A 22,905-nucleotide genomic window follows, 5' to 3' on the forward strand; every position below is an offset into this window, starting at 1 on the left:
CTGCCGGCCTCGTGCTCTTTCAAGGCCAAGATGATCTGCTCCTCGGTGTATCTGCTCTTTCTCAAGGGGCCCTCCAAAGGGGGAGGACTCACATTATCCTTGGTCTAGTTTTCCGGGAGGACGTCAACCCCACGCCCTGGACATCCGTTTCCTGGGCGTCTCTGATGCCGTTGGCATTGGCATCCACGAAGACCCTGGCCGACACCGCCCCCTGGCTGGCAAGCCCTTGGGCCTGGGTCTGGATGTGTCCCAGTCTTGGTTCCCGTCCCAGCCCCACACGGAGCGTCAGATCCACCACAAGGTGATTGCGCGTGGAATAACTCACATCCAAACCGAGACTGAAGGTCCCCTGACTCTTGTTGGCTCCCAGCAAGAAAAGCGTTTCCCCCGTAGACAAGGTGCGATTGACGCCAGCTCTTACCAGGTAGAGGGGAAACCGAGGCGTCTCTGCCTGCACCGAAAAACCGTTGAGCTTGGAAGTTCCACTCAGTTGGTAATTGGCCTGCCCCCTCAGGGAAAAGTCACGGTAGAACTTGCTGGCGATCAGGTCCCCGGTGGTGGTGGCAGAGAAGGCTTGAATACCGCCCCGATTCTGACTGCGCCGCCATTCATTCGAGAAAAAATAACCGTGGGTCGACGTGGAGAGACGGTTATAGATCCTTTCCACCAGACCCCCGGCCACGAGTTCATCTCGGGAGATTCCAAAATCCATGGTCAGCCAGCTGTATTTCCGACTGGATAGCAAGGCTGAAGCCTCGATGCTGCTGCGGTTGGTCAACAGCCCGCTGGAAGGATTAAACACTTCGCTGGAAAAGCCGCCCTGGAGTTGGGCACGCTTGGCGTTCAGGCTCAGGCTCCCCAGCCTCGTGCGCAGGCTCAGTTCCTCCGACATTCCACCAAGGGCATCGTGAGCAGCGGTGAAGGAGGCGGAGAGGGGTTTCCAGAAGCCCTGAAGACCCACCACGGTGTAGGTGTGGACCGTGCCATCGAAGTTCGTCCGTGCCACAGCGAGACTGGTGGCAACCTGTTGGCTAACTCCGTAACGTGTCTCAACGTGACCGCGGGCTCCAGCGATTTTGGCGTCGATCCCCACCAGCAGATATTGGAAAGCCCCCTTGGGTGTCTGGCTTTCGCTGACATCAAAGCGTACGATTTCCTCCCGCTTCTGGCCCTGGGGGCCGTAGAACACGAGCCTAAAATCGTTCAAGCCGTAATACAGGGGAAGATTCAGGAATTCATACCGGCCATCGGAACGAGATGATTGAAAGGCCAACAAGGCCCGATTTCGATACAGTTCCACCTGCCAGCCGGGGGCCAAGTTCCCTTGGAAGCTTTGCCGGTCATAGGCGTCGCCCCGAAGGAGCGGAAGGTTAGTCACCAGCATCCCAGTTCCGGCGTAGGGCTGGGCGATCAGATTGAGGCCGGGGTTCAGGATTTCGCCGAAAGCAAATTCCGTGGCTTGCAGGGGGCCAAGCAGTTCAGCGTTGGGATCTCGGCGCCCCATGGTCATCCTGAACTCGGACACACCGCCCTGGGTACCGGCCACGGCATAGAGGCTAGATGAAAGTCCCAACCAATCGCCCGCGGCAAAAGTGGTGCTTTGCACCAGGAGTTTGCGCTTAGTTTCCGACCTTGAGGGCGTGGTGATCCTGAGGGATTCATCCACAAATGGCACCTCGAAGGTGTGATAGGCATCCGAGATCCGTGGATACTTTCGAACGCCAGTTCCTGGTTTGGCCTGGCCCGCGGCCTGCTCCCGGCTCCAGCGCGCTTGCAGCGGAAGCAATTCCCTGGGACTCACCGTGATGAGTGCCGTTCGCTTCACAATCTCCAGATCCAGCGGTAACCATTCGGCAAGCAGGCCTGAATCCACGTAGATGTCATCACTGTGCATCTCAACCAGGGAGGAATCAAACGCGCGTCTGTTGCCTTGGATCTCCACGGTGCCCCCGAAGACGTCCAGGCGAAACCGGCGCTTCTCCTGGATGAGGAAGCCTTCGGCGAGGCCTCGGCTGAGGTCCACTTGCACAGCCAGATCCAGGACGCGGCACAACTCACCCAAGGGGAGCCTAAACCCAGCCTTCATGGGGAAACCAGGAAAGGCAGAACTGAGGATCCTCTGATCAAGCCGGATGGCAAAAAGCCAGAGATCCTCCTTCGACTGCTCTTCAAGAATCTTTGGGTTGCCAGGATCCATCCGTTCGGGGGGGTCGATGTTTTTCCCGTCTAGGAGCAAGCCCCCCGTGATCAAGATGAACAGACTCACCTTCCGGAAGGGATGCTTCCATCCGGGGTGCGGGTCTGTATCCGAATCCATTACGGAAGATCGAGAAGGGCCTCGGCCAGGACCTTTCCACCCTCTGTGGGAGGTATCGCAAAGGTCACTTTTAGCTGACCAGTAGCCAGTTGGGTCGCGCCCTTGGGGAGGGCAAGGTTCAGTGTCATGGCCCTTGTGGGATTGGGAACATACACGGCCACCCCTGTCGCCTCGGCCACGGTCGCTGTGGCCCCCTTCCGGGAAATCCAACGAACTTTAAGGTCTCCGAAAAGAGACTGGTTCCCCTCACGGCTCAGGTTTAGGTTGAGCGTCCGATTGGCTGGGTGAAATACGAGGTTCGACAACCCCGCCTTTGCGGCGGTGACACCGTTCCGAATGATCACGGGAAGGGCCAAGCCATAGACGGGGATCAACTTCACAGAGATGCCTTTGGGACGCTCGGCTGCAGGTGACTCCTTGGGTGGCTCTGGCGCCGGAGGGATCGCCCTGAACATCATGTGGATGCGATATTCCCCCACGGGCAGTTCCGCAGGCTTTCTCACTTGGAGACGGATGGTCTGGGCCTCACCGGGAGCCAACGTCACTTCCCGCGGCGAGAAACGGATCAAACTAGGCAGGTCGACGCCGCCGGGGACTTTTTCGAAGGGGACTTCGGTCATTGCGCCGAACTCATCCATTTCCATTCTGACCAATGAAATTCGGTAGGTGGCCTCGGTGGATCCAACGTTCGACAAATTCAGGGCTGCGGTGCGCTTGTGCATGTCCAAGACCACTCGGCTGGGAGCTACCAACAGATCTCCTGGACCTTGGGGGGAGGGATCTAAAACGGACTTTCCTCTGGGTGTCTGGGCGAAAACTGGATAGGCGAGGGAGTTCATCCCCAGTATGAGGAGCAGTGTCGTGGAGGAGATAGAAAGGCGCATGGGACCTCGATTCGGTGATTGGTCTAGTCCGATCAGTTGTAGGCGACAGTGACGGCGAAGGTTCCGGTGTAGTCGCCATCCATCTGATTGGCCCCCACCACCAAGGTTCCACCCACCTTGAACGTGAGATTGGCGCTGGCGGCATCGGGGAGCTTGCTGGCGAAGGGTGCGGTCAAGGTCGTCGTGCCTACGGCGGCGGTGAAAGCGTTCACAGCCATGGCCGTACCCGGACCAGTAAGGGTTACGGTTCCATTGGCTGGAAGCGTGATGACAAAGGTGGCATTCCGCTTGCCGCCCACCCTAAGGGCAGCAGAATTGTGTTGACTGAGGGTGCCGAGGACCAGGCCTCCCGTGGGGGTGCGCAGGTCGGTGCTTGGGTCCAACACGACATTTCCGCCCGTGACATTGGCGTAGATATCCCCGAAGCTCAGGCCCGAGTTGGTCAGCGTCACCGTGATGGGCACATAGATGCGGGCCGTGGCTGGGACGTTGCTCGCCGTGGCGGATTGACCTTGGGCGAGGCCAGTCCCCAGGCCGACGAGGCTGAGAAGAAGGGTGGATAGCATTCGCATGGGCAACTCCTTGGCAAGGCGTGTCGATGGTTGGAATTGATTCATTTCAAGTGCGGACGCTGGGTTGAGATGGACTTTCGTTGATAAACCGCAGGCATAAGCAACCAGCTAGGGGCGAATTCCCCCTAGGAACATGCCGACCAACGCGATGCCTAACGGCATGCCAACTGCCCAAAGGATCCTTCGAAGGTTTGATGTAGGTGATTCCATGGTGATCCATCCAGTCGTCGGCAGCAGTAATGCAAATGGATATCCAATTCCCAAAGGCTTCCTATTCAACTATTTGCGACTGCCACTACGAGGCAAGTCGGTCCACCTTCGATCAGATTGAGGGCATCCAACCTTCAGTTCGATTGGGTTTAGAGCGAAACCGAGGGAGTGGCTCTCTCTGTGCGAACCCGTGCCTGCCCCCCCCAAGCCACCTACACCGGCTATTTCACCCTTCTCTTGGAGAACAGAGCAATGTCGGTAAGACCGGCGCCAGGACCATCAACGTCACGGTCTAGGTCGCCCGGTCATCACGCTCACCAAGTCGGCAGACCTGAACTTCGGAGACATCTTCACTGGGCCCCCTACAGGAACGGTCATCCTCAGTCCAGCTGGCACTCGCGGTGCCACGGGAGGACTGGTTCTGGGCAATCTCTCAGCTGTCGGAGCGGCGGTGTTAACCGTCAAAGTGGCCGCCAGTGCCACCTACGCCATCTGGGTCCCGGCGAGCGTCACCGTGTCTGGGACAGCCGGCGCCATGCTCATCTCGCCCTTTACCAGCGCGTCAGGTCCGTTGGGTCAGATCAGTGCCTCCGGCACCCAGTAACTCAGGGTCGGCGGAACCTTGAATGTGGCAGCGAACCAGCCGTACGGCGACTACGCCGGGATCTTTTCCATCACCACGGTCTACAACTTAGGCTCAGCGGGCAATAGGCACACCGTTAACATCCCTGCAGACGACGAAGCCTCCGTCATACCGGATTTCCCGAGCGACCAGTTTCTGGCGGGTGTCTTCCTGGCGCTTGGCTGCGAGCACGACGACTTCCGCCGGGGCAGCCATGACGATGACCTCGTCCCAGGAACCCACGTCGACCCGAACGATCCCGGCGGCGATCTTAAGGAGAAGCAGCCCCTTCTCACGCCCCACCAGGAGGCCTCGCAGGAGCACTTCAGTCGAGTGGTCATAGTCGGCGGACGCAAGGGATCGGATCCGGACCGAGCAAGGCACACCAACCCTGGCCTGGGCCCGAACCTGCAGCGAAAGGGCCCCCAGAAGACTCAGGCATACCGCCATTCGGATACGCCTGGTAGTGGGAGAAGGGTTGCGCAAGAGCGTCTCCAGGAGGGTGATCTCCCTTCTCTTCGGCCGCATCGCCGGGAAGATGACTCTGCCGGAAAACCACCTGGCAGTTCATGCTTCTGGCACGTCTCTTAGAATAGACCCAAGATCCGGCCTGTCTCCAGATCCACATCCACGTCATAGAAGCCGGGCCGCGTGGGCAGGCCGGGCATGGTGGCCATCTTGCCGAGCAACGGATAGAGGAAGCCGGCGCCTATGCTGGCCCGGATGTCCCGCACGGGGATGCGAAAGCCCGTGGGGGCACCCTTGAGCAGGGGGTCATGGCTGAGGCTGAGATGCGTCTTGGCCATGCAGATGGGCAGCTGATCGTAGCCCAGCCGGGTGTAGGCCTCGATGCGAGACTCGGCCTCGGGCGAGTAGTCCACGCCATCGGCGCCGTAGATCTCCCGGGCGATGGTCTCGATCTTCTGCTTGATGGGTTCGTCCAGGTCGTAGAGGAACCGGAAGTCTGAAGGCCGATCGCACACACGCATGACGGCCCGAGCCAAGTCCAGGGCCCCTTCCCCGCCCAGAGCCCAGTTCTGGCACACCACAGCGTCCTCGGCACCGTTCTGCAGAGAGGCTTCCCGGATCAGGTCCAACTCCGCCGTGCTGTCCGAAGCAAATCCATTCACGGCCACCACCACGGGGATGCCAAACTTCCGGGCGATGCGGATGTGGTGGATGAGGTTGGGCAGGCCCGCCCGGAGCAGGTCCAGGTTCTCCTCGACGTATACAGGGTCCAGGGGCTTCCCCGCCACCACCTTCGGCCCGCCACCGTGCATCTTGAGGGCGCGCACCGTGGCCACCAGCACCACTGCGTCCGGCACCAGGCCCGAGGCACGGCACTTGATGTCGAAGAACTTCTCCATGCCCATGTCGGCGCCGAAGCCCGATTCGGTGATCACGTAGTCGGCCAGTTTGAGGCCGATCTGGTCGGCCAGGATCGAGCTGTTGCCATGGGCGATGTTGGCGAAGGGGCCTGCATGCACGAAGACCGATGTGCCTTCCAGGGTCTGCATCAGCGTGGGCTTGAGGGCATCCTTCATGAGCACGGTCATGGCTCCGGCCACGCCCAGATCCTCGGCGGTGACGGCTCCGCCCTGCCGGTCGAGACCCACCAACATGGCACCCAGGCGGTGCCGCAGGTCGGAGAGCCCTGTAGTGAGGGCCAACACGGCCATGATCTCGCTGGCCACGGCGATGTCGAAGCCGGTTTGCCGCGCGAATGGCTGCTCCTCCTCGCCCTGGCCCACGGTGACGCTCCGCAGGAAGCGGTCGCTGGTATCCAGCACCCGGCGCCACGTGATGGTCGCTGGATCGAGGTCCAGGCGGCAGACCCGGCGGCGTTCCTCCGTGGTGAAGGTGTCCGGATCCCCCTTGGTAATGCCCAGTCTCGTGCAGCGGAGCTGGAGCGACCGGGGGAATTTCCTCCCGTCTTTTCCTGCAGGGAACAGGCGCTGGAACAACTGCTCGTCCGTGGCACCAGCTTCATGCAGGATGCGCGCATCCAGCGCCGCCGCGCAGAGGTTGTGGGCGGCGGTGATGGCGTGGATGTCCCCAGTGAGGTGCAGGTTGAAGTCCTCCATGGGAATCACCTGGCTGTAGCCGCCGCCAGCGGCACCACCCTTGATCCCGAAGGTGGGGCCCTGGCTGGGCTGGCGGATGCAGGTCAGCACGCGCTGGCCAAGGTGGGCTCCGAGCGCCTGGCAGAGGCCCACCGTGGTGGTGGTCTTGCCTTCCCCCAGCGGGGTTGGGGTGATCGCCGTGACATCGATGTAGCGGCCATTGGGCCGTTCCCGCAGGCGCTCCAGGACCTCCAGGCGGACCTTGGCCTTCGTCGGACCGTAGAGCTCCAACTCGTCGTCGAGGAGCCCGAGCTCTGCGCCCACCTGGCCAATGGGTTTGAGCGTGGCCGCCTGGGCTATCTCAAGGTCCGAGGGCACGGGGGTCTGCCGACGCAGGGCCGTGGCGGTGAAGGGTTTGCTGACCGGGTCCATGTCATGCCTCGCAAAGATCCAGTCCTATGATGCGGAGCCCTGGCCTCGCATGCCTTGCCTACCCTGGGTTTGTTGATTGCAGTCACAGCCGCATGCATGCTGGATCCATGCGTCGATTGACCGAGGTCATCACCCACCGCTTCCGGGAGAAGGCTTCCGTCTTCCTCACGGAGCTGCACCCGGCTCGCGACGCTGCCGAACGGGCGCAGGTGTTGGCCTCCCGGCGCAAGCGCGACTTCGACGCCACCCACCACTGCAGCGCCTGGCGAGAGGGCGTGCCCGTCGCGGCCTTCGGGTCCGATGACGATGGCGAGCCCTCGGGGACTGCGGGGCGGCCCATGCTGGTTGTGCTGGAAGGGGCCCAGGCCACGGACCTGATCGCCGTCTGCATCCGCTGGTACGGCGGGACGAAGCTCGGCACCGGCGGTCTGGTACGCGCCTACACCGAAGGCGTGCAGGGGGCCCTGGCGGCGGCGGATGCCCAGGGCGCCTGGGAAGAGGTCCGTATCCTCCGCACCGGACTCATCCAAGTTCCTGCCGCCCAGGCCCACCTGCCCTTCGCGCTGCTCGGGGCCTTTGCCGGAGTGACGGTCCAGGAGCAGACCTTCGAGGGGGAGGCCGCCCTGCTCCGGTTCGAGTGTCCCCCTGAGCTGGTCGGGGCCCTGGAGCAGGCCTGGCAGGAGCGCAGCCGGGGCGGGCTGATTCGCTGGGACTGACCGCTCGCCGACTCCCGCCCCCCATTCACCGATCCCTGCCCCGGTCCGAAAGCCAACGCCCGTAGCTTGATCACACGGGAGGAAACCCATGGTCCAGTCCGGTTGGTTCATCGACAGCGCCTGGTGGTGGCTGGCGTTGTGGCTGCCCTCCCTGGCCTTCGTCATCCCCTTCGGCTCAGGCAGAAAGGAACACCGCTCATGACCACCCAGGAACGCCCACCCCTCTTTTCTGCGAAGCTGGTCTTCGGCCTCACGGTCATCGCCCTCGGCCTGATCTTCCTCGCCGACTCCATGCGGTGGTACGACGCCTGGCACCTGCTGACCTGGTGGCCCCTGGCCCTAGCCGCCTTCGGCCTCGCCCGGCTGACCCAGGACGGCATTCTCAGCCTCCGGGGCCATGTCTGGCTGGCCTTCGCGGTCGCCGGCTTCATCTCCCAGTTCGGTCCCTGGGGTCTGCTGGAGCGCTGGTGGCCGGTCTTCCTGGTGTGGGGCGGCCTCATCGTCACGCTGCGGGCTGTCTTCCCCCAGCCCAAGCGGCCGAAGAAGGTCAAGGCTGCTCTCCCATCGCCAACCCCCGCCGATTCCTGTGATCCTGGAACCGATGCCACGCAGGTGAAACCATGAATGCCCCCGACGAATCCAAGGCCCCCAGCCCCTTCAGCCCCAAGCTGGTGCTGGGCGTGGCCATCATCGTGGCAGGCCTGGTGCTCACCCTGGACAACCTGGGGCTCATCGAAGCCCACACCATCTTCAAGCTCTGGCCCCTGGTGCTGGTGGCCATGGGCATCGCCAAGATCCGGCAGGAGGGCAGCGGTGGCGGCATGGGTGGCTGGTTCCTCGTGCTGGGCGGGTCCTTCATGCTGCTCTTCACCTTCGCCCGGGGGCATCTCGCTGAAGCTCTGGCGCCCATGCTGGTGGTGGCCGTGGGCATCCTCATCGTCATCAAGGCCCTGAAGCAGAACCGCGGCGTGCCCCCCGAGCTAGCCCGCTCCGAGGACTTCCTCCAGGGCACGGCCATCTTCGGTGGCTTCAAGCGCCGGGTGCTCACCCAGGCCTTCAAGGGCGGCGAGCTGACGGCCATCTTCGGCGGCTATGAGGTGGATCTGCGCCAGGCAACCCTGGAGTCCGGCCAGGCCCGCATCGATGTCTTTGTGCTCTTCGGCGGCGGCGAGATCCGAGTGCCCGAAGGCTGGGAGATCGCCAACCGCGCCACCGCCATCGCCGGGGCCCTGAACGACAGCACCCATCATGGTCCGGCAACGGCGGAGGCCCGTCCCCGCCTGGTAATCACCGGGCTGATCCTCTTCGGGGGCACGGAAGTGAAGAGCTGATGCATCCCCTCCTCGCCAGCCGTGCGCGTTTGGGGGCCTACCTCCTGGGTTGGGCCCCCATCGCACTGCTGCTGACGGGCATCGCCCGCAGCCAGGGTTGGACCTGGGCTGAGGCGGCCTGCCTGGCCCTACCCCTTTGCCTGCTGGCTTCGCTCCTCTTCCTCTCGGCCTGGTTCCTCTGCCGGGCCCTGCCCCTGGGGCGCAGCATCGAGGGCCTGGGCGCCCATGGCGCCGCCTGGGGCATGGCGGCCATCCTCATGAGTGGCTTGTGGGCCGGCCTGGCCTGGATCCTGGCCCGGATGCTGGCCTGGATCCCAGGCCTGGAGGCCCTGCCCCAGCGGGTGGGCTCCGCCCTGCCGGTGCTCACGGGCCTGGGCATCCTCCTCTACCTGGCTTCGGTGGCCCTCAGCTACCTGATGTTGGCGCAGGACCGGGCCATCGAGGCCGAGCGCAAGGGCGCGGAGCTGCAATTACTGGCCCAAGAGTCCGAGCTCAAGGCCCTGCGCGCCCAGCTGAATCCCCACTTCCTCTTCAACAGCCTCAACTCCCTCTCGGCCCTCACGGCCGTGGATCCCGTCCGGGCTCGGGAGATGTGCGTGCTGCTTTCAGATTTTCTCCGCCGTAGCCTGGGCCTGGGCGAGCGTCGGCTGGTGGCGCTGCGCGAGGAACTTGAGCTGGCGCGGGCCTACCTGGCCATCGAACAGATCCGGTTCGGGGCCCGTCTGCAGGTGCTCTGGACCGTGGAGGCAGCCGCGGAGCCCGCCCTGCTGCCCACCCTGCTGCTGCAGCCCCTGGTAGAGAACGCCATCAAGCACGGCATCGCGGCGCTTCCGGAAGGCGGTACCCTGAGCGTGGCCGCCGAGGTGCTGGAGGGGCATGTCGTCCTGAAGGTGGACAACCCCCTGGACGCGGATTCGCCGGCCCCGCAGGGCCTGGGGCTCGGCCTGCGCCAGGTCCGCCAGCGCCTGCTGGGACGCTTCGGCAGCCGGGCCCGGCTCGAAGCCGTCGTGCAGGACGGCCTCCATCGCGTCACCCTGGTATTCCCGCTCGAGGTGGAACCATGAAAGCCCTGATCATCGACGATGAGGACCTGGCCCGTGCTGTGGTGCGCGAGCACCTGGCGGCCCATCCGGATGTGGAGGTCGTGGGCGAGTGCGCCAACGGCTTCGAGGCCATCAAGGCGGCGGCCCAACACCTGCCGGAGCTGATCTTCCTGGACATCCAGATGCCCAAGCTGGACGGCTTCGAGGTGCTGGAGCTGCTCGAGGCCGAAGGCAAGCGCCCGGCCGTGGTCTTCGTCACGGCCTACGACCAGCACGCGCTCAAGGCCTTCGAGGCCCATGCGGTGGACTACCTGCTGAAGCCCTTCTCGAAGGAGCGCTTCGACTCAGCCCTGGCCAAGGCGCGGGCCCTGCAGTCGGCGCAACCATCCGCACCACCGGCGCCCGCCGCGGAGCTAGCCTCCAGCGCCCGTCAGGGCCGCCCGCTGGAACGCATCGTCGTGAAGGACGGACCCAAGGTCACGGTGGTTCACCTCGACCGACTCGACTGGGTGCAGGCCCAGGACGACTACGTGCTTCTGCGGACCGAGGGGAAGAACCTCCTCAAGCAGCAGACCCTGGCGAGCCTGGAAACCCAGCTCGATGCGAGTCGCTTCATCCGTATCCACCGCAGTTACATCCTGAACCTCGACCGCCTTGTCCGGGTCGAACAGGACTCCAAGGAACACCGTGACGCCATTCTCAGGGACGGCACCCGCCTGCCCGTGAGCCGGGCGGGATTCCAGCGCCTGCGGGAGCTATGGGAAGGTGCGTGATCAGATCGGCGCGTGCAGCTGGCAGGGATGGACATCACAGTGGCCGCAACGACCGGAGCAGGGCAGATTCCGGGCTGGGGCCGTTGAAGCCTCGGGCTCGGGCGCCATCCGGGGCATGATGGGGATGGCCTTGGCCGTTCGCACCACGCCCTGCCCCAGGGTGGGGTTGGCCGGAGGGGACGTCTTGCGCGCGGCGGCTCTGGGCATGGTGAGCCTAGGCTTCCGGCCGCCGGAAACTCTTCGCCACTTTCTGCATGAGCAGGGGATCGCCTTCGATCTGGATCTTGCCGGTCATGAAGGCCTCCTGGGCGTTCAGCGTTCCGGTGCTCATGGCGACGAAGTCGTCGGCCTTCGCCTTCAGAAGCGTATCACAGGGTTTGAGCAGCCGCGGAAGGACCATGCAGACGCCATTGCGGATCAACAGGGTGTAGCCCATGTCGTCAATCTGGTAGCCCACGACGGCTTCCAGGTCACCGGCCTTCTCAGCGTTGAAGCGCTCCGGCATGGATTCGAGGAGGCCCTGGGCCGGGTTCACATCCGCATCGAAGTGGGCCGTGTAGGCCGCCACCTGGCTCATGTCGCCCTTCACTGTGATGCCTCCGCCCAGCAGCGCGGCCACCAGGTTCAGCTTGCCCGCGTTGAGCGCAGCAAAATCCGCATCCGTGATGCCAAGGGACGCGCCACCCTCGACCTCGCCTGGTCGCACCGAGAGGCCTTCGGGGCTGAAGTCCAATCGGTAGGACACGCCATCCACCTTCAGTTCCAGCGACCCGCTGGCCCCGCCCCGGTAGCGCTTGCGCAGGGTCGCCAGGGCCTTGCCGCCGGGTGTGTCCGGGAAGGTGATCTCGGGCTCGGCGGACCAGACCTTCCAGGCCCCGCGGAGCAGCGCCATGTCACCCGTGAAGCGGAGCTGGCCGCCCAGCAGCGCCGGGCCCGGATCGGAGATGCCACACACCAGACCGCGCACCGCCCCGTCATCCCCGGCCACTTCCGCCCCCTCGCCCCAGCTGTCACCGCCGACCGTGACCTTGAGGCCCACGGCAGCCAGAGCCAGGCGCGCCGGAACCAGTTCCTTCAGCGGCTTCAGCGGTCCGCCCTGCTTCTGTGGCTTCTTGAAGAACTTGGGGAACTTCTGGAGCAGGCCCAGGTCACCGGTGCCCTTGAGCTTGCCCGTCATGAAGGCCTGCATGGGGTCGAGCTTGCCTTCGTTCAGGGCGATCCAGTCCTCGGCGCCAATCGTCACCACCGAGGTGGCGTCGGCCTTGGCTTCCCGTTTTAGCGAGAAGGCCCCGTTCTCGATGAGGCAGGTGTAGTCGCCGCCCCCGTCGCCCGTCACCTGGTAGTAGACGGAAACCGTCAGACCCTGGGCCTTCTCGGGCAGGAAGAGCTCAGGCATGAGCGCAAAGATGCCGTCCACCGTCAAAGCCATACGATCACCTCGGGAATGTGGATCGAGCATGGCCGGGCCTTCGGACTCCACGCAACGGTTACCAGAGGTCAACCATTCGGCCCCGGACGATCGCGGTCCAGCGTGGCCACCCCTACCTGATCGACTGCGCCATCACCTTCACGTCCTTGCGGGTGGTCGTAATCTCAAGATTGCCGGACCCGGCTGCGGATCCCTCTTCGCTCCACTGCACCAGGTAGCGAGAGCCGAAGACCTGGATGCCCTGGCCGAACTGGGCTTCAACTCCGGCGGTCAAGGGGAAGCTGAACCCCCCTGTGGCCGGGGCGATGGTGCCGATGTGGCCCATGACGTTTTGCCCGGCCCCCGCCACGGAGTAGAGCGTGACGCCTGCGGCGATGGCCTTGGTCTTCAACTCCGCCTGAAGGAGGGTCATGTCGCGGGTGGCCAAAGAGGCCGCTTCGGCGGGTCCACCCATGTCGCCCTTTTCCCGTTTGAAGGTCTGACTAACGGCCCGTTTCACGTTGGGATGGGACAAATCGTCAGCCTCACACCGGGAGAACACCACAAGATGCTTCTGCCCTTGGACTGGAGTCAACTGTTCGAGGATCATGCCCAAGACTTTCGATTCGCGGGCAACCGTCGCGACCATTCCCGTGACGAACCCGGAGTTGTTCAGATTGAGCCGATCGAGCACATTGACCCCGCGCTGATCAATGGTTCCCTTGGCCCAGCCAGGAGCGCCGCTTCGGAAGCGGGCCAATAGGGCCGTCAACGATTCCTGCCCAGGCGCGCCATCCGCCTCATCCGAGTAGGAGGACTGGAATCCAGCGCCCTGGACCGTGTCTTTCGAGATCCCCACCAACCCCTCGGGCAGCATCGTCGGCACCTTGGAAAGCGCCTCCGCCCAGAGCCCCCGGCGGAGTGAGAAGCCCGGCATGAGCGACTCCAGGCTGTCCTTGCCCCGGGCCACGATGAAGACCCGATCCCCGTCAGGCACCTTGGTCAGGAAATCCGCTGCCGCCACGAAGGCCATCGCCCGCATGTTTGTGTCGCGGATGGGTTCGAAGACCAGCACCCAGGATTGGGCGGCCTCCGCGGTCTGGGCCGGGGTCTTCACCTGGATCGGGGACCGGGGCTTGCCATCGACCTTCACCCGGAACTCTTCGGGCTTCAGGTCACCTAGCATGGCGCCCCGGCCATCCAACGCCAGGACCCAGGCCTGGTTTCTGGACTGGACGGGCTGGCCCGCCAGGAGGCTCATGCTGAGGATCAATCCGAAGCAGTGACGGTGAAGCATGCGGTCCCCTTCTTTGTGGATGATGGAATCCCCATTATGAGCACACCCGGTGATCGACTCACAGTCCGAGCCGGTCCATCCGTTCGGTCAGTCGGCGTTCCGAGAACAGCAGATCATCCGGATCGGTGGCCTTGGCGCGCCAGGCCTTCACAAAGCCCTGATCGCCGCGCTGGGCGGAGACGGCATCGGCCAGGGCTTCGCCACCGGGCAGGTTCCTGGGCATCAGGGCATAGGCCGGATCCTGGAAGGCCTCGCCGGGTCCAACCCAGGCCCACCCCTTGGCTCGAAAGAAGTCGATGACGTCTCCCAGGAAGAGACCATTCAGCAGCCGGCTGTGCAGGAGGATGACGTGCGGGATCTCACGGCCGAATACCTCCCGGCTCCAGGCATCGTAGAACCGGGCGCAGGCCCAGAGGTGCTTCAGGTAGAGGGCGCGGTAGGGCGCCAGATCCGCAGAAGGCTCCTTCTCCAGGCGCTTCCGCAGGCGCTCATCGAACAGCCAGTCCGCGGTGTCGATGCTCACGTGGCCGATGGCATCACCCCGTGCCTTCAGGAAGGTGTAGAACCCATCCCGCTTCGCCACCGTGTTTCCCGCCCGCAGGAAGGGGTAGCGGTAGCGTTTCGTGAACCCGGGCAGGTCCCGGATCAGGGCCTCTCCCTTGAGCACATCGGCCTCGTAGGCTTCGAGGGTCACCTCCTCCCGGTTGAGGTCCCAGTGGCTGTAGCTGTGGTTCGACAGCAAATGCCCGGCCTCGCCCCAGGCGCGAAATATGGCTTTGCCCTCCGGGGAGTCACCGCCGTTCACCCCGTTGATGAAGAGGATGGCCTGCACCTTCCGGGCTTTCAGGGCCGCGAGCATGGCCTGGTGCTGGACCGATGCAGCCATCCGGGGCGCAGGTCGCAGGAAGGGGGCATCGTCCAGGCTGAGGGCGATCTTCTGGGCAGCGAGCGGAAGGGCCAGCAGCAGGAACAGCACGTGTCTCAGCAAAGTTCCTCCAAGATTCCTCTCTCAAGGATGGCGGCATTCGCCACAATCGTCCCATGCGGATCGCAGCCATCGATGTCGGATCGAATTCCATTCACATGATGGTGGTGGAGGCCGATCCCATGGGCGGCCAGCGCGTCCTGGCCCGGGAGAAGGCCATGGTGCGCCTGGCCCGGGGCGAGGCGAAGTCGGGGGAGATCGGTCCCGAGGCTTTCCGGGCCGGCCTGGAGGCCCTCGAGCAGATGGTCAGGACCATCCGCGACTTCGGCTGCGAGACCGTCATGGCCTGCGGCACCGCGGCCCTGCGTGACGCGAAGAACGCTCAGGCCTTCGTCCTGGAGGCCGAAAAGCTGGGAATCCCGATCAAGGTCATCTCGGGGGAGGAGGAGGCCCGCCTCATCCACCAGGCCGTCTCTCACGCCATCCCCTTCCCGCCAGAGCCTGTGGCGCTGGTCGACATCGGTGGCGGCAGCACGGAGCTGACCTGGGTGCAGAGCGGCCGAGTGGCGGCCAGCATCTCCCTGCCCTGGGGCCTGCAGCGGCTGGCGGACGCGGCCCAGACCGCCGACCCGCCCACGGCCCACGACCTCAAGCGGCTGCGGAAGATGATCCGCCGCATCCTCAAGAAGGCCCGCAAGGACCTGCCCTCGGAGCTGCCCGAGCCCACCCTGATCCTCGGCACATCCGGCACGCTTGAGGACCTCGCGCGGGGCGCCGCCGCCGGCCAGGCCTTCACGGTCGAGCAGCTGCGGGACTTCGCCCTGAGGCTCTGGCGCGTGGATTCCCTGCACCGGACGGAACGCCTCGGCGTGGACGCGAAGCGGGCCGAGGTCCTCCATGTGGGTGCCATCTGGGCGCTCTCGCTCATGGAGTGGCTGGGCTGCCCGCCCCTGCGCCACCTGCCCGTGGGAATGCGCGAAGGCATGATCTGGGAGGCCCTCAAGCACGGCGGCGCCGCCATCCCGCCGCTGGCGGACCGCCGCCGGGCCTCCATCGAGCAGCTGGCCGCCCGGCTCGACCCGGATCCCGGCCACAGCCGTCACGTGGCCCGCCTGGCCGATGAGCTCTTCACCTCCCTGCAGCCCCACTTTGAGCTGGGTGACACAGAGCGCCAGTGGCTGGCCTTCGCGGCCCGATTGCATGACATCGGCTTCTCCATCTCGGAGAAGGGCCACCACAAGCACGGCGAATACCTCATCCGCAATGCCACCCTGCCCGGGTTCTGGCCCGAGGAGATCGACCTGCTGGCCCAGGTGGTGCGCTTCCACCGGGGCAAGGTGCCTCACCACGCGAAGCACGAGGCCTTCCGGGCCCTGGCGCCCTGGCATCGCCAGGTGGTGCGCAAGCTGGCGGCCATCCTTCGCGGCGCCGACGCCCTCGACCGGCGCCGGCGGCAGTCGGTGCGTCACCTGGCCGTGGAGGTGGACGAGTCGCGCCTGCACCTCATCCTGGATGCCGCCGGGGACGTGGATCCGGAGATGGAGGCCTTCCTCGACAAGGGGGCCCTCCTGGGAACCCTGCTGGACCGCTGGATTGAAGTCACCGTAGTCTGAATCCCCATGACCTTGGACGAGCTCATCAACGACTGGAACGGCCTGCCCGCCAAGGGCGACCGGATCCCCCTGCTGAACGACGAGACCTTGCGGGACGGCCTGCAGAGCCCCTCGGTGCGCGATCCCGACATCGCCGCCAAGCGGGACCTCACCCACCGCCTTGCCCGCCTGGGCGTGGACGCCGTGGACCTGGGCATGCCCGGCGCGGGCCCCAAGGCCCTGGCGGCCGTGCGGGCCCTGATGGTCGAGATCCGGGACCACCGCCTGCCCCTCTCCCCCAATGTGGCCGTCCGCACCCTGGAGACCGACCTCGCCCAGGTGGCCGAGATCCAGCAGCGGGCCGGCATGCCCCTCGAGGCGGGCGCCTTCCTGGGCTCCAGCCCCATCCGCATGGATGTGGAGGGCTGGGACCTGGACTTCCTGGTCGGCACCGCGCGCAGGGCCATCGCCTTCTGCCGGCGCCACGAGGTGCCCGTGATGATGGTGACCGAGGACAGCACCCGCGCCCGGCCGGACGTGCTCAAGGCCATCTACGGCGCGGCCATGGACGAGGGCGCCCAGTCCATCTGCCTGTCCGACACCTGCGGCCACGCCACGCCGGACGGCGTGCGTCGCCTGGTGCGGTTCATCAAGGACGAGGTGGTGAAGGACCGCTCGGTGCGCATCGACTGGCACGGCCACAACGACCGAGGCCTGGGCGTGGCCAATGCCATCGCCGCCTTCGAGGCCGGCGCGGACCGCCTGCATGGCAGCATCCTGGGCATCGGCGAGCGCTGCGGCAACGTGGCCCTGGACCAGCTCATGATCAACCTCCACCTCATGGGCTACCCCAAGGGGGACCTCTCGGACTTGCCAGCCCTGGCCGAACTGGTGGCCGAGCTCTGCGATGTTGAGATCCCCGCCAACTACCCCGTGCTGGGGCGGGACGCCTTCCGCACGGGAACCGGCGTCCACGCCGCCGCCATCGTGAAGGCCCTGCACCGGGGCGACGTGGAGCTGGCCGATGCCGTCTACTCCGGCGTCCCCGCCGCCCTGGTGGGCCGCCGCCAGGAGATCGAGATCGGGCCCCTGGCCGGCCACAGCAATGTCGTCTACTGGCTTGAGATGAACGGCTACGACCCCAGCCCCGAGCGCGTGGACCGCATCCTCCAAGCCGCCAAGAACAGCCCGAGGATCCTCAGCGAGTCCGAGATCCGGGCCGTGCTCTGATCAGGCCATCCCGGCCACGTCCCCGGCGCTAAGCCGCCGGATCCCCTCCGCCGTGGCCACCTTCAGCCGCCCATCGGATTCCCAGCCCAGGCATGTGCCCTGGCCGTCCTCCCAGTGGATGGCCGTGCCGGACTCCGGCCATTTGAAAAGGGGTTGAATATTTTGTGTCAAATCATTCCATTCATGAATGATGGCTACTGCAAAATCATTCGGGTTTGACGCCCTCAACCCCAATTCCGCCAGGCAGGCTGGGGGAATCGCCCGGCCGGGGATCTCCGGGGCCTCAGTCAAGTTCACGCCCAGGCCGAGGATGAGCCGCCCACCACTCTGCTCGCCGAGGATGCCCCCCAGCTTCACCAGCCGGCCCTCCTTCCGGGCCACCAGGTCGTTGGGCCACTTGAGGCCCAGGGTCTGTCCTTCGGGGTCCAGGGCCCGGGCAGCCGCGCCCATGGCCCGCTGAAGGAGGAGGCCCGGGGCCACGCCGACCGGGGCCGGGAGGGCAGCGGACATCCAGAGGCCCGCCCCGGCGGCGCTCTCCCAGCGGTTGCCCTGGCGACCCCGGCCTTCGCTCTGACGCTCCGCCAGCACCACGCAGAAGCCCAGGTGGGGGTTCCGCCGGAGGAAGGCCTGGGTGGAGTCCACCACCGCCAGCCGGATCAGCGGCAGCGCCACGCTACTTCTTTCCGCCCTGGTTGCGGAACCAGAGGATGCGCAGGCCCTCCAGAGTCAGGTCCGGGGCGATGTGCTTGATGTGCTTGGTGTGGGGTGCGATCACCCGGGCCAGGCCGCCGGTGGCGGCCACCCTGGCCTCGGGGCACTCCTCCAGCAGGCGGTCCAGGATGCCGTCCACCATGCCAACGTAGCCGTAGAAGATGCCGGACTGCATGGCCTGCACGGTGTTGCGGCCCACCAGGCGCTCGGGCTCGGCGATCTCAACCCGCGGCAGGCGGCTGGCCCGCTGGAACAGGGCATCGGCGCTGATCTTCAGACCGGGGCAGATGAGGCCGCCCAGGTATTCCTTCTTGGCATTGACCACGTCGAAGGTGGTGGCCGTGCCGAAGTCCACCACGATGAGCGGCGCGCCGAACTTCTCGATGCCCGCCACGGCATTTACCAAGCGGTCGGCGCCCAGCTCCGACGGGTTGTCGATGAGCACCTTCACGCCGGTCTTGACCCCCGGCTCGACGTAGAAGGCGTCCACGTGGAAGAAGGTCTTGGCGAGGCTCATGAGCACGGGATGCAGCGGCGGCACCACGCAGGAGATGGCCACGTGCTTGATCTGGCTGGCCTCGATGCCCTGGTGGCGCATGAGGGCCAGGGCCGAGAGTCCGTACTCGTCCACGGTGCGCTCGCGGCTGGTGGCCAGGCGCCAGGAGTGCAGCAGGGGCGCGTCCGGCCCCTGGGCCAGGTCGAAGATCCCCAGCACCACGTTGGTATTGCCCACATCCACGGCCAGCAGAAGACTCATGCGCATGCTCCAAGCCATCCAGAATGGCCTGAGGTGGTCTGTGATGCCAGCCCCCTTGTGATGCCATTCCCCGCCGCCCTGGGTAGCCTGGGGGTTCTGCCTGGAGCCGCCATGCCCCGCACCATGATCGAACCCTTCCGAATCAAGTCCGTCGAGCCCATCCGCATGACCACCGCCCAGGAGCGCCTGGGGATGCTGGAGGACGCGAAGCTGAACGTCTTCAAGCTGCGGGCCGAAGATGTGCTGCTGGACTGGCTCACGGACTCGGGCACCGGAGCCATGAGCTCGGCCCAGTGGGGCGCCATCATGGTGGGAGATGAGAGCTATGCCGGCTCACGCAGCTTCTTCCGTCTGGAATCGGTGCTCAAGGACATCACCGGGATGGATCACTTCATCCCCACCCACCAGGGCCGCGCCGCGGAAAAGGTGCTCTTCAGCGCCGTCTGCAAGAAGGGGGACCTAGTCCCCAACAACTGCCACTTCGATACCACCCGGGCCAACCTCGAATTCAACGGTGTGGAGGCCGTGGATCTCGTCATTCCCGAGGGCCTACAGCCCAGCCTCATCCACCCCTTCAAGGGCAACATCGACCTGGCCCGGGTGGAAGAAACCCTTAAGAAGGAAGGCCATCGCATTCCCTTCGGCATGATCACGGTGACCAACAACACGGGGGGCGGCCAGCCGGTCTCCATGGCCAACATCCGCGCCTACGCCAAGCTCCTCAAGCAGTACGGCAAGCCCTTCATCATGGATGTCTGCCGCTTCGCCGAGAACGCCATGTTCATCAAGCTGCGCGAGGACGGCTACCAGGACACCCCCATCAAGGCCATCTGCCAGGAGCTGTTCAGCTACGCCGACGGCTGCACCATGAGCGCCAAGAAGGACGGCATGGTGAACATCGGCGGCTTCATCATGCTGCGCAGCGACGAGTGGCTGGATCCCGTCCGCAACATGCTCATCCTCACCGAGGGCTTCCCCACCTACGGCGGCCTGGCCGGCCGCGACCTGGACGCCTTGGCCGTGGGCCTGGAGGAGGGCATGGAGGAGGACTACCTCCGCTACCGTCTGCGCACCGCCGAATACCTGGGCGAGAAGTTCGAGGCGGCGGGTGTCGGTTTCGTGAAGCCCACAGGCGGCCACGCCGTTTACATCGATGCCAAGACGGTGCTGCCGGACATGCCCGTGGAGCACTATCCGGCCTGGGCCCTCTGCAACGCGCTGTATCTCGAGGGCGGCATCCGGGGCGTGGAGATCGGCTCCGTGATGTTCGGCAAGCGCATGGACGATGGCACCGAGACCTACCACAGCATGGAGCTGGTGCGGCTGGCCTTCCCCCGCCGCATGTACACCCAGAGCCACTTCGACTTCGCCGCCGAGGTCATCGCCGAGGTGAAGGCCAAGGCCAGCGAGATCCGCGGCGTGAAGATCGTCAAGCAGAGCAAGTACCTGCGGCACTTCACGGCGGAGCTGGCCTGGGTCTAAGCAACCCCCGACCTCGCCCCAGTCTGATGCGGATTTCGTCCCCGAATGAGAAGGCGCGTAGGCTACTCCAATCCCCATCCGGAGCCCGCATGCCCAGCCGCAAGGAGACCCTGTGGTTCATCGTCCTGGCCCTGCTGCTCAGCTGGGGTGTGGGCGCCTGCTGGCTGCTGGATGAACGCCGGTTCATCCTTATCCGCCTGCTCATGTGCATCCCCGCCCTCGTGGCCATGGGCTGCGCCTGGGCCTTCCGGCGAGAGCCGCCCAGGGCTGCCGGGTTCGCGTTCAGCGGATGGCGTCCCTGGCTCCTGGCGATGGCCTACCCCTGGATCATGGTCCTGTTCTGCCTGGGCCTGGCCTACCTGTGGCGCGGCATCTCAGGCCAGGTCGACTTCATCTACCTGCGCCCCTTGGCCGAGTTCCGGTTCGCGGTCTCGAAGAGCCTGGGCTTCCATGGCCTTCCGGCCCTGGGCTTCGCGGCCGCAACCTGGGTGGTCCTCCTGCTGCCCTGGCTGCTGGTGGCAGCCGCGTACCGCGCCCAGTGGCCGGACCGTCTGAAGGCGGCCCTGCCCGCATCCTGGACGTGGCTGCACCATGCCTTCCGGGCGGCCCTCTTCCTGCCCACGCTGCTCACCCATGGGCCTCTGCCCGGGGAGCTCGGCGAGGAACTGGGTTGGCGGGGTTACCTGGTTCGGCGCTGGGCGGACCGCCCCCTGGTGGCTGTAGCCATCACCATGCCGGTGTGGGCGAGCTTCCACCTGCCCGTGATCTTCTCGTCGGCCCAGAAGGGCCACCCGATGCAGAACGCAGTGTTCCTGCTCTCCATCGCCGCCGCCGCCGTGCCCTTTGCGGCATTCTACCTCTGGGGCCGCTCGGTCTGGCCCTGTGCCGTACTGCATCTCAGCTGGAACCTCTGGAATCCCTTGCTGCTCGGCAACGTCTACACCGGCCAGGCCGGGCTCTTCGGGGGCCAGGTGCGCACCTTCAACGGCGAGGCGCTCTTCGGGCTGCTCTTCAACGCCATCCTGGCCCTTTGGCTGATCGCCAGGTGGCGCCGCGCGGCATCGCAGCCCCTGGCCAGCCTGCGGGAGGGCTGAATCCTGTAGGATGGCAGAACCTCCTGACCAAGGTCCCCATGACTTCCTCCACCATCGAAGCGATCTTCGCCCGCCAGCAGGACGCCCGCTGGCGGGTGGCGGCCACCTCGGCCGACCAGAGAAAGGCCAAGCTGAAGGGCCTCCTGGAGGCCCTCATGGCCCACCGGGCCGAGGCCCAGGCGGCCCTCGCCGCAGACTTCCGCAAGGCCCCGGAGGAAGTGGATCTCACCGAGCTGTATCCAGTCATCTCCGAGCTCAAGGACGCCCTGCGCCACCTGTCCCGCTGGATGAGGCCCCGCCGGGTGCCCACCCCCATCGGCCTGCTCGGCGCCCTCGGCACCATCGTCCACGAGCCCCGGGGCGTGGTGCTCATCATCGCCCCCTGGAACTATCCCATCTACCTCACCCTGGGCCCCCTGGTCTCGGCCCTCGCTGCGGGCAACTGCGCGGTGATCAAGCCCTCCGAGTTCACGCCCCACACCAACGCCTTCCTGCGCAAGCTTCTGAGCGGTCTGTTCCCCGAGGAGGAGGTCGCCCTCGTGGAGGGCGAGGCGGAAACGGCCCAGGCCCTGCTGGCCCTGCCCTTCGACCACATCTTCTTCACGGGCAGCCCCACCGTGGGCAAGGTGGTCATGAAGGCCGCCGCGGAGCACCTGAGCTCCGTGACCCTGGAATTGGGCGGCAAGTCGCCGGTGCTCGTTGACGCGGACGCCGACCTGGAGAACGCGGCCCGCAAGATCGCCTGGGGCAAGTGCGTCAACGCCGGCCAGACCTGCGTGGCTCCGGACTACGTCCTGGTCCACGTGCGGGTGCACGACGCCCTCGTGGAAGCGCTGAAGCGAGCGCTGGTGGACTTCTACGGTGCCGAGGCCGACACCCGGAGGCTGAGCCCGGACCTGGCCCGCATCATCAATCCCCGCCACCACGCCCGGCTGCTGGGGCTGCTCCAGGATTCCCGGGGGTTGGTCGTGTTCGGCGGCGAGAACGATCCTGCCACGAACTACCTGGGCCCGACCCTGCTCACGGAAGTGGATCCCGCCTCGCCCATCATGCAGGAGGAGATCTTCGGGCCCCTGCTCCCCATCCTGAAGGTACCGGACATGGACGCCGCCGTGGCCTTCGTGAATGCCCGACCCAAGCCCCTGGCCCTCTACGTGTTCAGTGGCGACCGCCGGAACGCGGAGTCCCTCATCGCCCGCACCACCGCAGGGGGCGGCTGCATCAACGACACCCTCCTGCACTTCGCCCACACCGGCCTGCCCACGGGCGGCGTGAACACCTCGGGCTTCGGCAAGGCCCACGGCCGCCACGGCTTCGAGACCTTTTCCAATGCCCGGGGCATCCTGCGCCAGCGCTCCCGCTACTCCGCCATCCAGCTCATGTACCCGCCCTACACGGGCTTCGCTCGGCGGCTGATCGATCTGACGTTGAAGCACTTCTAGCGCT

Annotated in this window: 21 protein-coding genes and 1 pseudogene; 11 read left to right on the top strand and 11 right to left on the bottom strand. The window is 65.6% G+C overall.

All coding sequences use genetic code 11. The features are described 5' to 3' along the window. Positions 1–88: 88 nt before the first annotated feature. The 3 genes from WAS25_RS11800 to WAS25_RS11810 form a co-directional block, all read right to left on the bottom strand. Positions 89–2,266, bottom strand: a complete 2,178-nt coding sequence (locus WAS25_RS11800; protein WP_422312307.1) for a hypothetical protein — start codon at positions 2,264–2,266, stop codon at positions 89–91. A gap of 50 nt (positions 2,267–2,316) precedes the next feature. After that, positions 2,317–3,039 carry a molecular chaperone gene (locus WAS25_RS11805; protein ID WP_422312309.1) on the bottom strand — a complete coding sequence of 241 codons (723 nt, stop codon included), beginning with the start codon at positions 3,037–3,039 and terminating at the stop codon, positions 2,317–2,319. Positions 3,040–3,233: 194 nt separating this feature from the next. Then, the gene (locus WAS25_RS11810) at positions 3,234–3,773 is read right to left on the bottom strand and encodes a DUF4402 domain-containing protein (protein ID WP_422312310.1); all 540 of its coding nucleotides are present in this window, start codon (positions 3,771–3,773) and stop codon (positions 3,234–3,236) included. A gap of 517 nt (positions 3,774–4,290) precedes the next feature. Between WAS25_RS11810 and WAS25_RS11815 the strand changes: the two are divergent. Then, positions 4,291–4,659: pseudogene (locus tag WAS25_RS11815) on the top strand (DUF4402 domain-containing protein); the annotation flags it as partial. A gap of 21 nt (positions 4,660–4,680) precedes the next feature. Here WAS25_RS11815 and WAS25_RS11820 read toward each other — a convergent pair. After that, on the bottom strand, positions 4,681–4,908 hold the full coding sequence (locus WAS25_RS11820; RefSeq protein ID WP_422312312.1) for a hypothetical protein: 228 nt from the start codon (positions 4,906–4,908) through the stop codon (positions 4,681–4,683). 284 nt (positions 4,909–5,192) lie between these two features. Beyond that, the gene (locus tag WAS25_RS11825; protein ID WP_422312314.1) at positions 5,193–7,100 is read right to left on the bottom strand and encodes a formate--tetrahydrofolate ligase; all 1,908 of its coding nucleotides are present in this window, start codon (positions 7,098–7,100) and stop codon (positions 5,193–5,195) included. 107 nt (positions 7,101–7,207) lie between these two features. On the opposite strand from WAS25_RS11825, the gene WAS25_RS11830 reads away from it, so the two are divergent. The 5 genes from WAS25_RS11830 (at position 7,208) to WAS25_RS11850 (ending at position 10,963) form a co-directional block, all read left to right on the top strand. Further along, positions 7,208–7,816 (top strand): YigZ family protein, encoded by a 609-nt coding sequence (locus tag WAS25_RS11830; RefSeq protein WP_422312316.1) that lies wholly within the window; start codon positions 7,208–7,210, stop codon positions 7,814–7,816. Positions 7,817–8,014: 198 nt separating this feature from the next. Beyond that, entirely contained in the window at positions 8,015–8,440 is a 426-nt protein-coding gene (locus WAS25_RS11835) for a LiaF transmembrane domain-containing protein (RefSeq protein WP_422312318.1), read from the top strand. Beyond that, positions 8,437–9,147 carry a LiaF transmembrane domain-containing protein gene (locus WAS25_RS11840; RefSeq protein ID WP_422312320.1) on the top strand — a complete coding sequence of 237 codons (711 nt, stop codon included), beginning with the start codon at positions 8,437–8,439 and terminating at the stop codon, positions 9,145–9,147. Before WAS25_RS11835 ends, WAS25_RS11840 begins: the two co-directional genes overlap by 4 nt. Further along, entirely contained in the window at positions 9,147–10,211 is a 1,065-nt protein-coding gene (locus WAS25_RS11845; RefSeq protein ID WP_422312322.1) for a sensor histidine kinase, read from the top strand. Before WAS25_RS11840 ends, WAS25_RS11845 begins: the two co-directional genes overlap by 1 nt. Beyond that, entirely contained in the window at positions 10,208–10,963 is a 756-nt protein-coding gene (locus WAS25_RS11850; RefSeq protein WP_422312324.1) for a LytR/AlgR family response regulator transcription factor, read from the top strand. The genes WAS25_RS11845 and WAS25_RS11850 overlap by 4 nt, the downstream gene beginning before the upstream one ends. Here the strand turns inward: WAS25_RS11850 and WAS25_RS11855 are convergent, their stop codons facing one another. From WAS25_RS11855 to WAS25_RS11870, 4 genes are all read right to left on the bottom strand, one after another. After that, a complete protein-coding gene (locus tag WAS25_RS11855) occupies positions 10,964–11,170 on the bottom strand; it encodes a hypothetical protein (protein ID WP_422312326.1) in 207 nt (68 codons plus the stop codon). It lies immediately after the preceding gene. 7 nt (positions 11,171–11,177) lie between these two features. Then, positions 11,178–12,392 carry an SCP2 sterol-binding domain-containing protein gene (locus WAS25_RS11860; RefSeq protein ID WP_422312328.1) on the bottom strand — a complete coding sequence of 405 codons (1,215 nt, stop codon included), beginning with the start codon at positions 12,390–12,392 and terminating at the stop codon, positions 11,178–11,180. A 112-nt stretch (positions 12,393–12,504) separates the two neighbouring features. Further along, complete coding sequence (locus tag WAS25_RS11865) at positions 12,505–13,668, bottom strand: hypothetical protein (protein ID WP_422312330.1); 1,164 nt, start codon at positions 13,666–13,668, stop codon at positions 12,505–12,507. A gap of 58 nt (positions 13,669–13,726) precedes the next feature. Beyond that, positions 13,727–14,656, bottom strand: coding sequence for a polysaccharide deacetylase family protein (locus WAS25_RS11870; RefSeq protein WP_422312332.1), 930 nt, complete (start codon positions 14,654–14,656; stop codon positions 13,727–13,729). A gap of 53 nt (positions 14,657–14,709) precedes the next feature. Between WAS25_RS11870 and WAS25_RS11875 the strand changes: the two genes are divergently transcribed. Next, positions 14,710–16,206 carry an HD domain-containing protein gene (locus WAS25_RS11875; protein WP_422312334.1) on the top strand — a complete coding sequence of 499 codons (1,497 nt, stop codon included), beginning with the start codon at positions 14,710–14,712 and terminating at the stop codon, positions 16,204–16,206. 6 nt (positions 16,207–16,212) lie between these two features. Continuing rightward, positions 16,213–17,415 carry a LeuA family protein gene (locus WAS25_RS11880; RefSeq protein WP_422312336.1) on the top strand — a complete coding sequence of 401 codons (1,203 nt, stop codon included), beginning with the start codon at positions 16,213–16,215 and terminating at the stop codon, positions 17,413–17,415. Here WAS25_RS11880 and WAS25_RS11885 read toward each other — a convergent pair whose 3' ends face one another. Both WAS25_RS11885 and WAS25_RS11890 read right to left on the bottom strand, forming a co-directional pair. Then, the gene (locus WAS25_RS11885; protein WP_422312338.1) at positions 17,416–18,087 is read right to left on the bottom strand and encodes a biotin--[acetyl-CoA-carboxylase] ligase; all 672 of its coding nucleotides are present in this window, start codon (positions 18,085–18,087) and stop codon (positions 17,416–17,418) included. It abuts the gene before it with no gap. Between the two features lies 1 nt (position 18,088). After that, entirely contained in the window at positions 18,089–18,883 is a 795-nt protein-coding gene (locus tag WAS25_RS11890; RefSeq protein WP_422312340.1) for a type III pantothenate kinase, read from the bottom strand. A 111-nt stretch (positions 18,884–18,994) separates the two neighbouring features. Here WAS25_RS11890 and WAS25_RS11895 point away from each other — a divergent pair, with 111 nt between their 5' ends. The 3 genes from WAS25_RS11895 (at position 18,995) to WAS25_RS11905 (ending at position 22,901) form a co-directional block, all read left to right on the top strand. Further along, positions 18,995–20,365 (top strand): tryptophanase, encoded by a 1,371-nt coding sequence (locus WAS25_RS11895; RefSeq protein ID WP_422312342.1) that lies wholly within the window; start codon positions 18,995–18,997, stop codon positions 20,363–20,365. 89 nt (positions 20,366–20,454) lie between these two features. Continuing rightward, positions 20,455–21,459 (top strand): type II CAAX prenyl endopeptidase Rce1 family protein, encoded by a 1,005-nt coding sequence (locus tag WAS25_RS11900; RefSeq protein WP_422312344.1) that lies wholly within the window; start codon positions 20,455–20,457, stop codon positions 21,457–21,459. Next, positions 21,411–22,901, top strand: a complete 1,491-nt coding sequence (locus WAS25_RS11905) for an aldehyde dehydrogenase family protein (protein ID WP_422312346.1) — start codon at positions 21,411–21,413, stop codon at positions 22,899–22,901. The genes WAS25_RS11900 and WAS25_RS11905 overlap by 49 nt, the downstream gene beginning before the upstream one ends. Positions 22,902–22,905: the final 4 nt, after the last annotated feature.

Source organism: Geothrix sp. (assembly GCF_049292215.1).
Classification (GTDB): Bacteria; Acidobacteriota; Holophagae; order Holophagales; family Holophagaceae; genus Geothrix.

What these genes read in the sequence shown, in the direction of transcription:
- WAS25_RS11840 (WP_422312320.1), top strand. Translation starts at nt 8,437, where the DNA reads ATGAATGCCCCCGACGAATCCAAGGCCCCCAGCCCCTTCAGCCCCAAG.
- WAS25_RS11825 (WP_422312314.1), bottom strand. Translation starts at nt 7,100, where the DNA reads ATGGACCCGGTCAGCAAACCCTTCACCGCCACGGCCCTGCGTCGGCAG.
- WAS25_RS11850 (WP_422312324.1), top strand. Translation starts at nt 10,208, where the DNA reads ATGAAAGCCCTGATCATCGACGATGAGGACCTGGCCCGTGCTGTGGTG.
- WAS25_RS11830 (WP_422312316.1), top strand. Translation starts at nt 7,208, where the DNA reads ATGCGTCGATTGACCGAGGTCATCACCCACCGCTTCCGGGAGAAGGCT.
- WAS25_RS11890 (WP_422312340.1), bottom strand. Translation starts at nt 18,883, where the DNA reads ATGAGTCTTCTGCTGGCCGTGGATGTGGGCAATACCAACGTGGTGCTG.
- WAS25_RS11835 (WP_422312318.1), top strand. Translation starts at nt 8,015, where the DNA reads ATGACCACCCAGGAACGCCCACCCCTCTTTTCTGCGAAGCTGGTCTTC.
- WAS25_RS11880 (WP_422312336.1), top strand. Translation starts at nt 16,213, where the DNA reads ATGACCTTGGACGAGCTCATCAACGACTGGAACGGCCTGCCCGCCAAG.
- WAS25_RS11865 (WP_422312330.1), bottom strand. Translation starts at nt 13,668, where the DNA reads ATGCTTCACCGTCACTGCTTCGGATTGATCCTCAGCATGAGCCTCCTG.
- WAS25_RS11810 (WP_422312310.1), bottom strand. Translation starts at nt 3,773, where the DNA reads ATGCGAATGCTATCCACCCTTCTTCTCAGCCTCGTCGGCCTGGGGACT.
- WAS25_RS11855 (WP_422312326.1), bottom strand. Translation starts at nt 11,170, where the DNA reads ATGCCCAGAGCCGCCGCGCGCAAGACGTCCCCTCCGGCCAACCCCACC.
- WAS25_RS11900 (WP_422312344.1), top strand. Translation starts at nt 20,455, where the DNA reads ATGCCCAGCCGCAAGGAGACCCTGTGGTTCATCGTCCTGGCCCTGCTG.
- WAS25_RS11805 (WP_422312309.1), bottom strand. Translation starts at nt 3,039, where the DNA reads ATGCACAAGCGCACCGCAGCCCTGAATTTGTCGAACGTTGGATCCACC.
- WAS25_RS11875 (WP_422312334.1), top strand. Translation starts at nt 14,710, where the DNA reads ATGCGGATCGCAGCCATCGATGTCGGATCGAATTCCATTCACATGATG.
- WAS25_RS11845 (WP_422312322.1), top strand. Translation starts at nt 9,147, where the DNA reads ATGCATCCCCTCCTCGCCAGCCGTGCGCGTTTGGGGGCCTACCTCCTG.
- WAS25_RS11860 (WP_422312328.1), bottom strand. Translation starts at nt 12,392, where the DNA reads ATGGCTTTGACGGTGGACGGCATCTTTGCGCTCATGCCTGAGCTCTTC.
- WAS25_RS11895 (WP_422312342.1), top strand. Translation starts at nt 18,995, where the DNA reads ATGCCCCGCACCATGATCGAACCCTTCCGAATCAAGTCCGTCGAGCCC.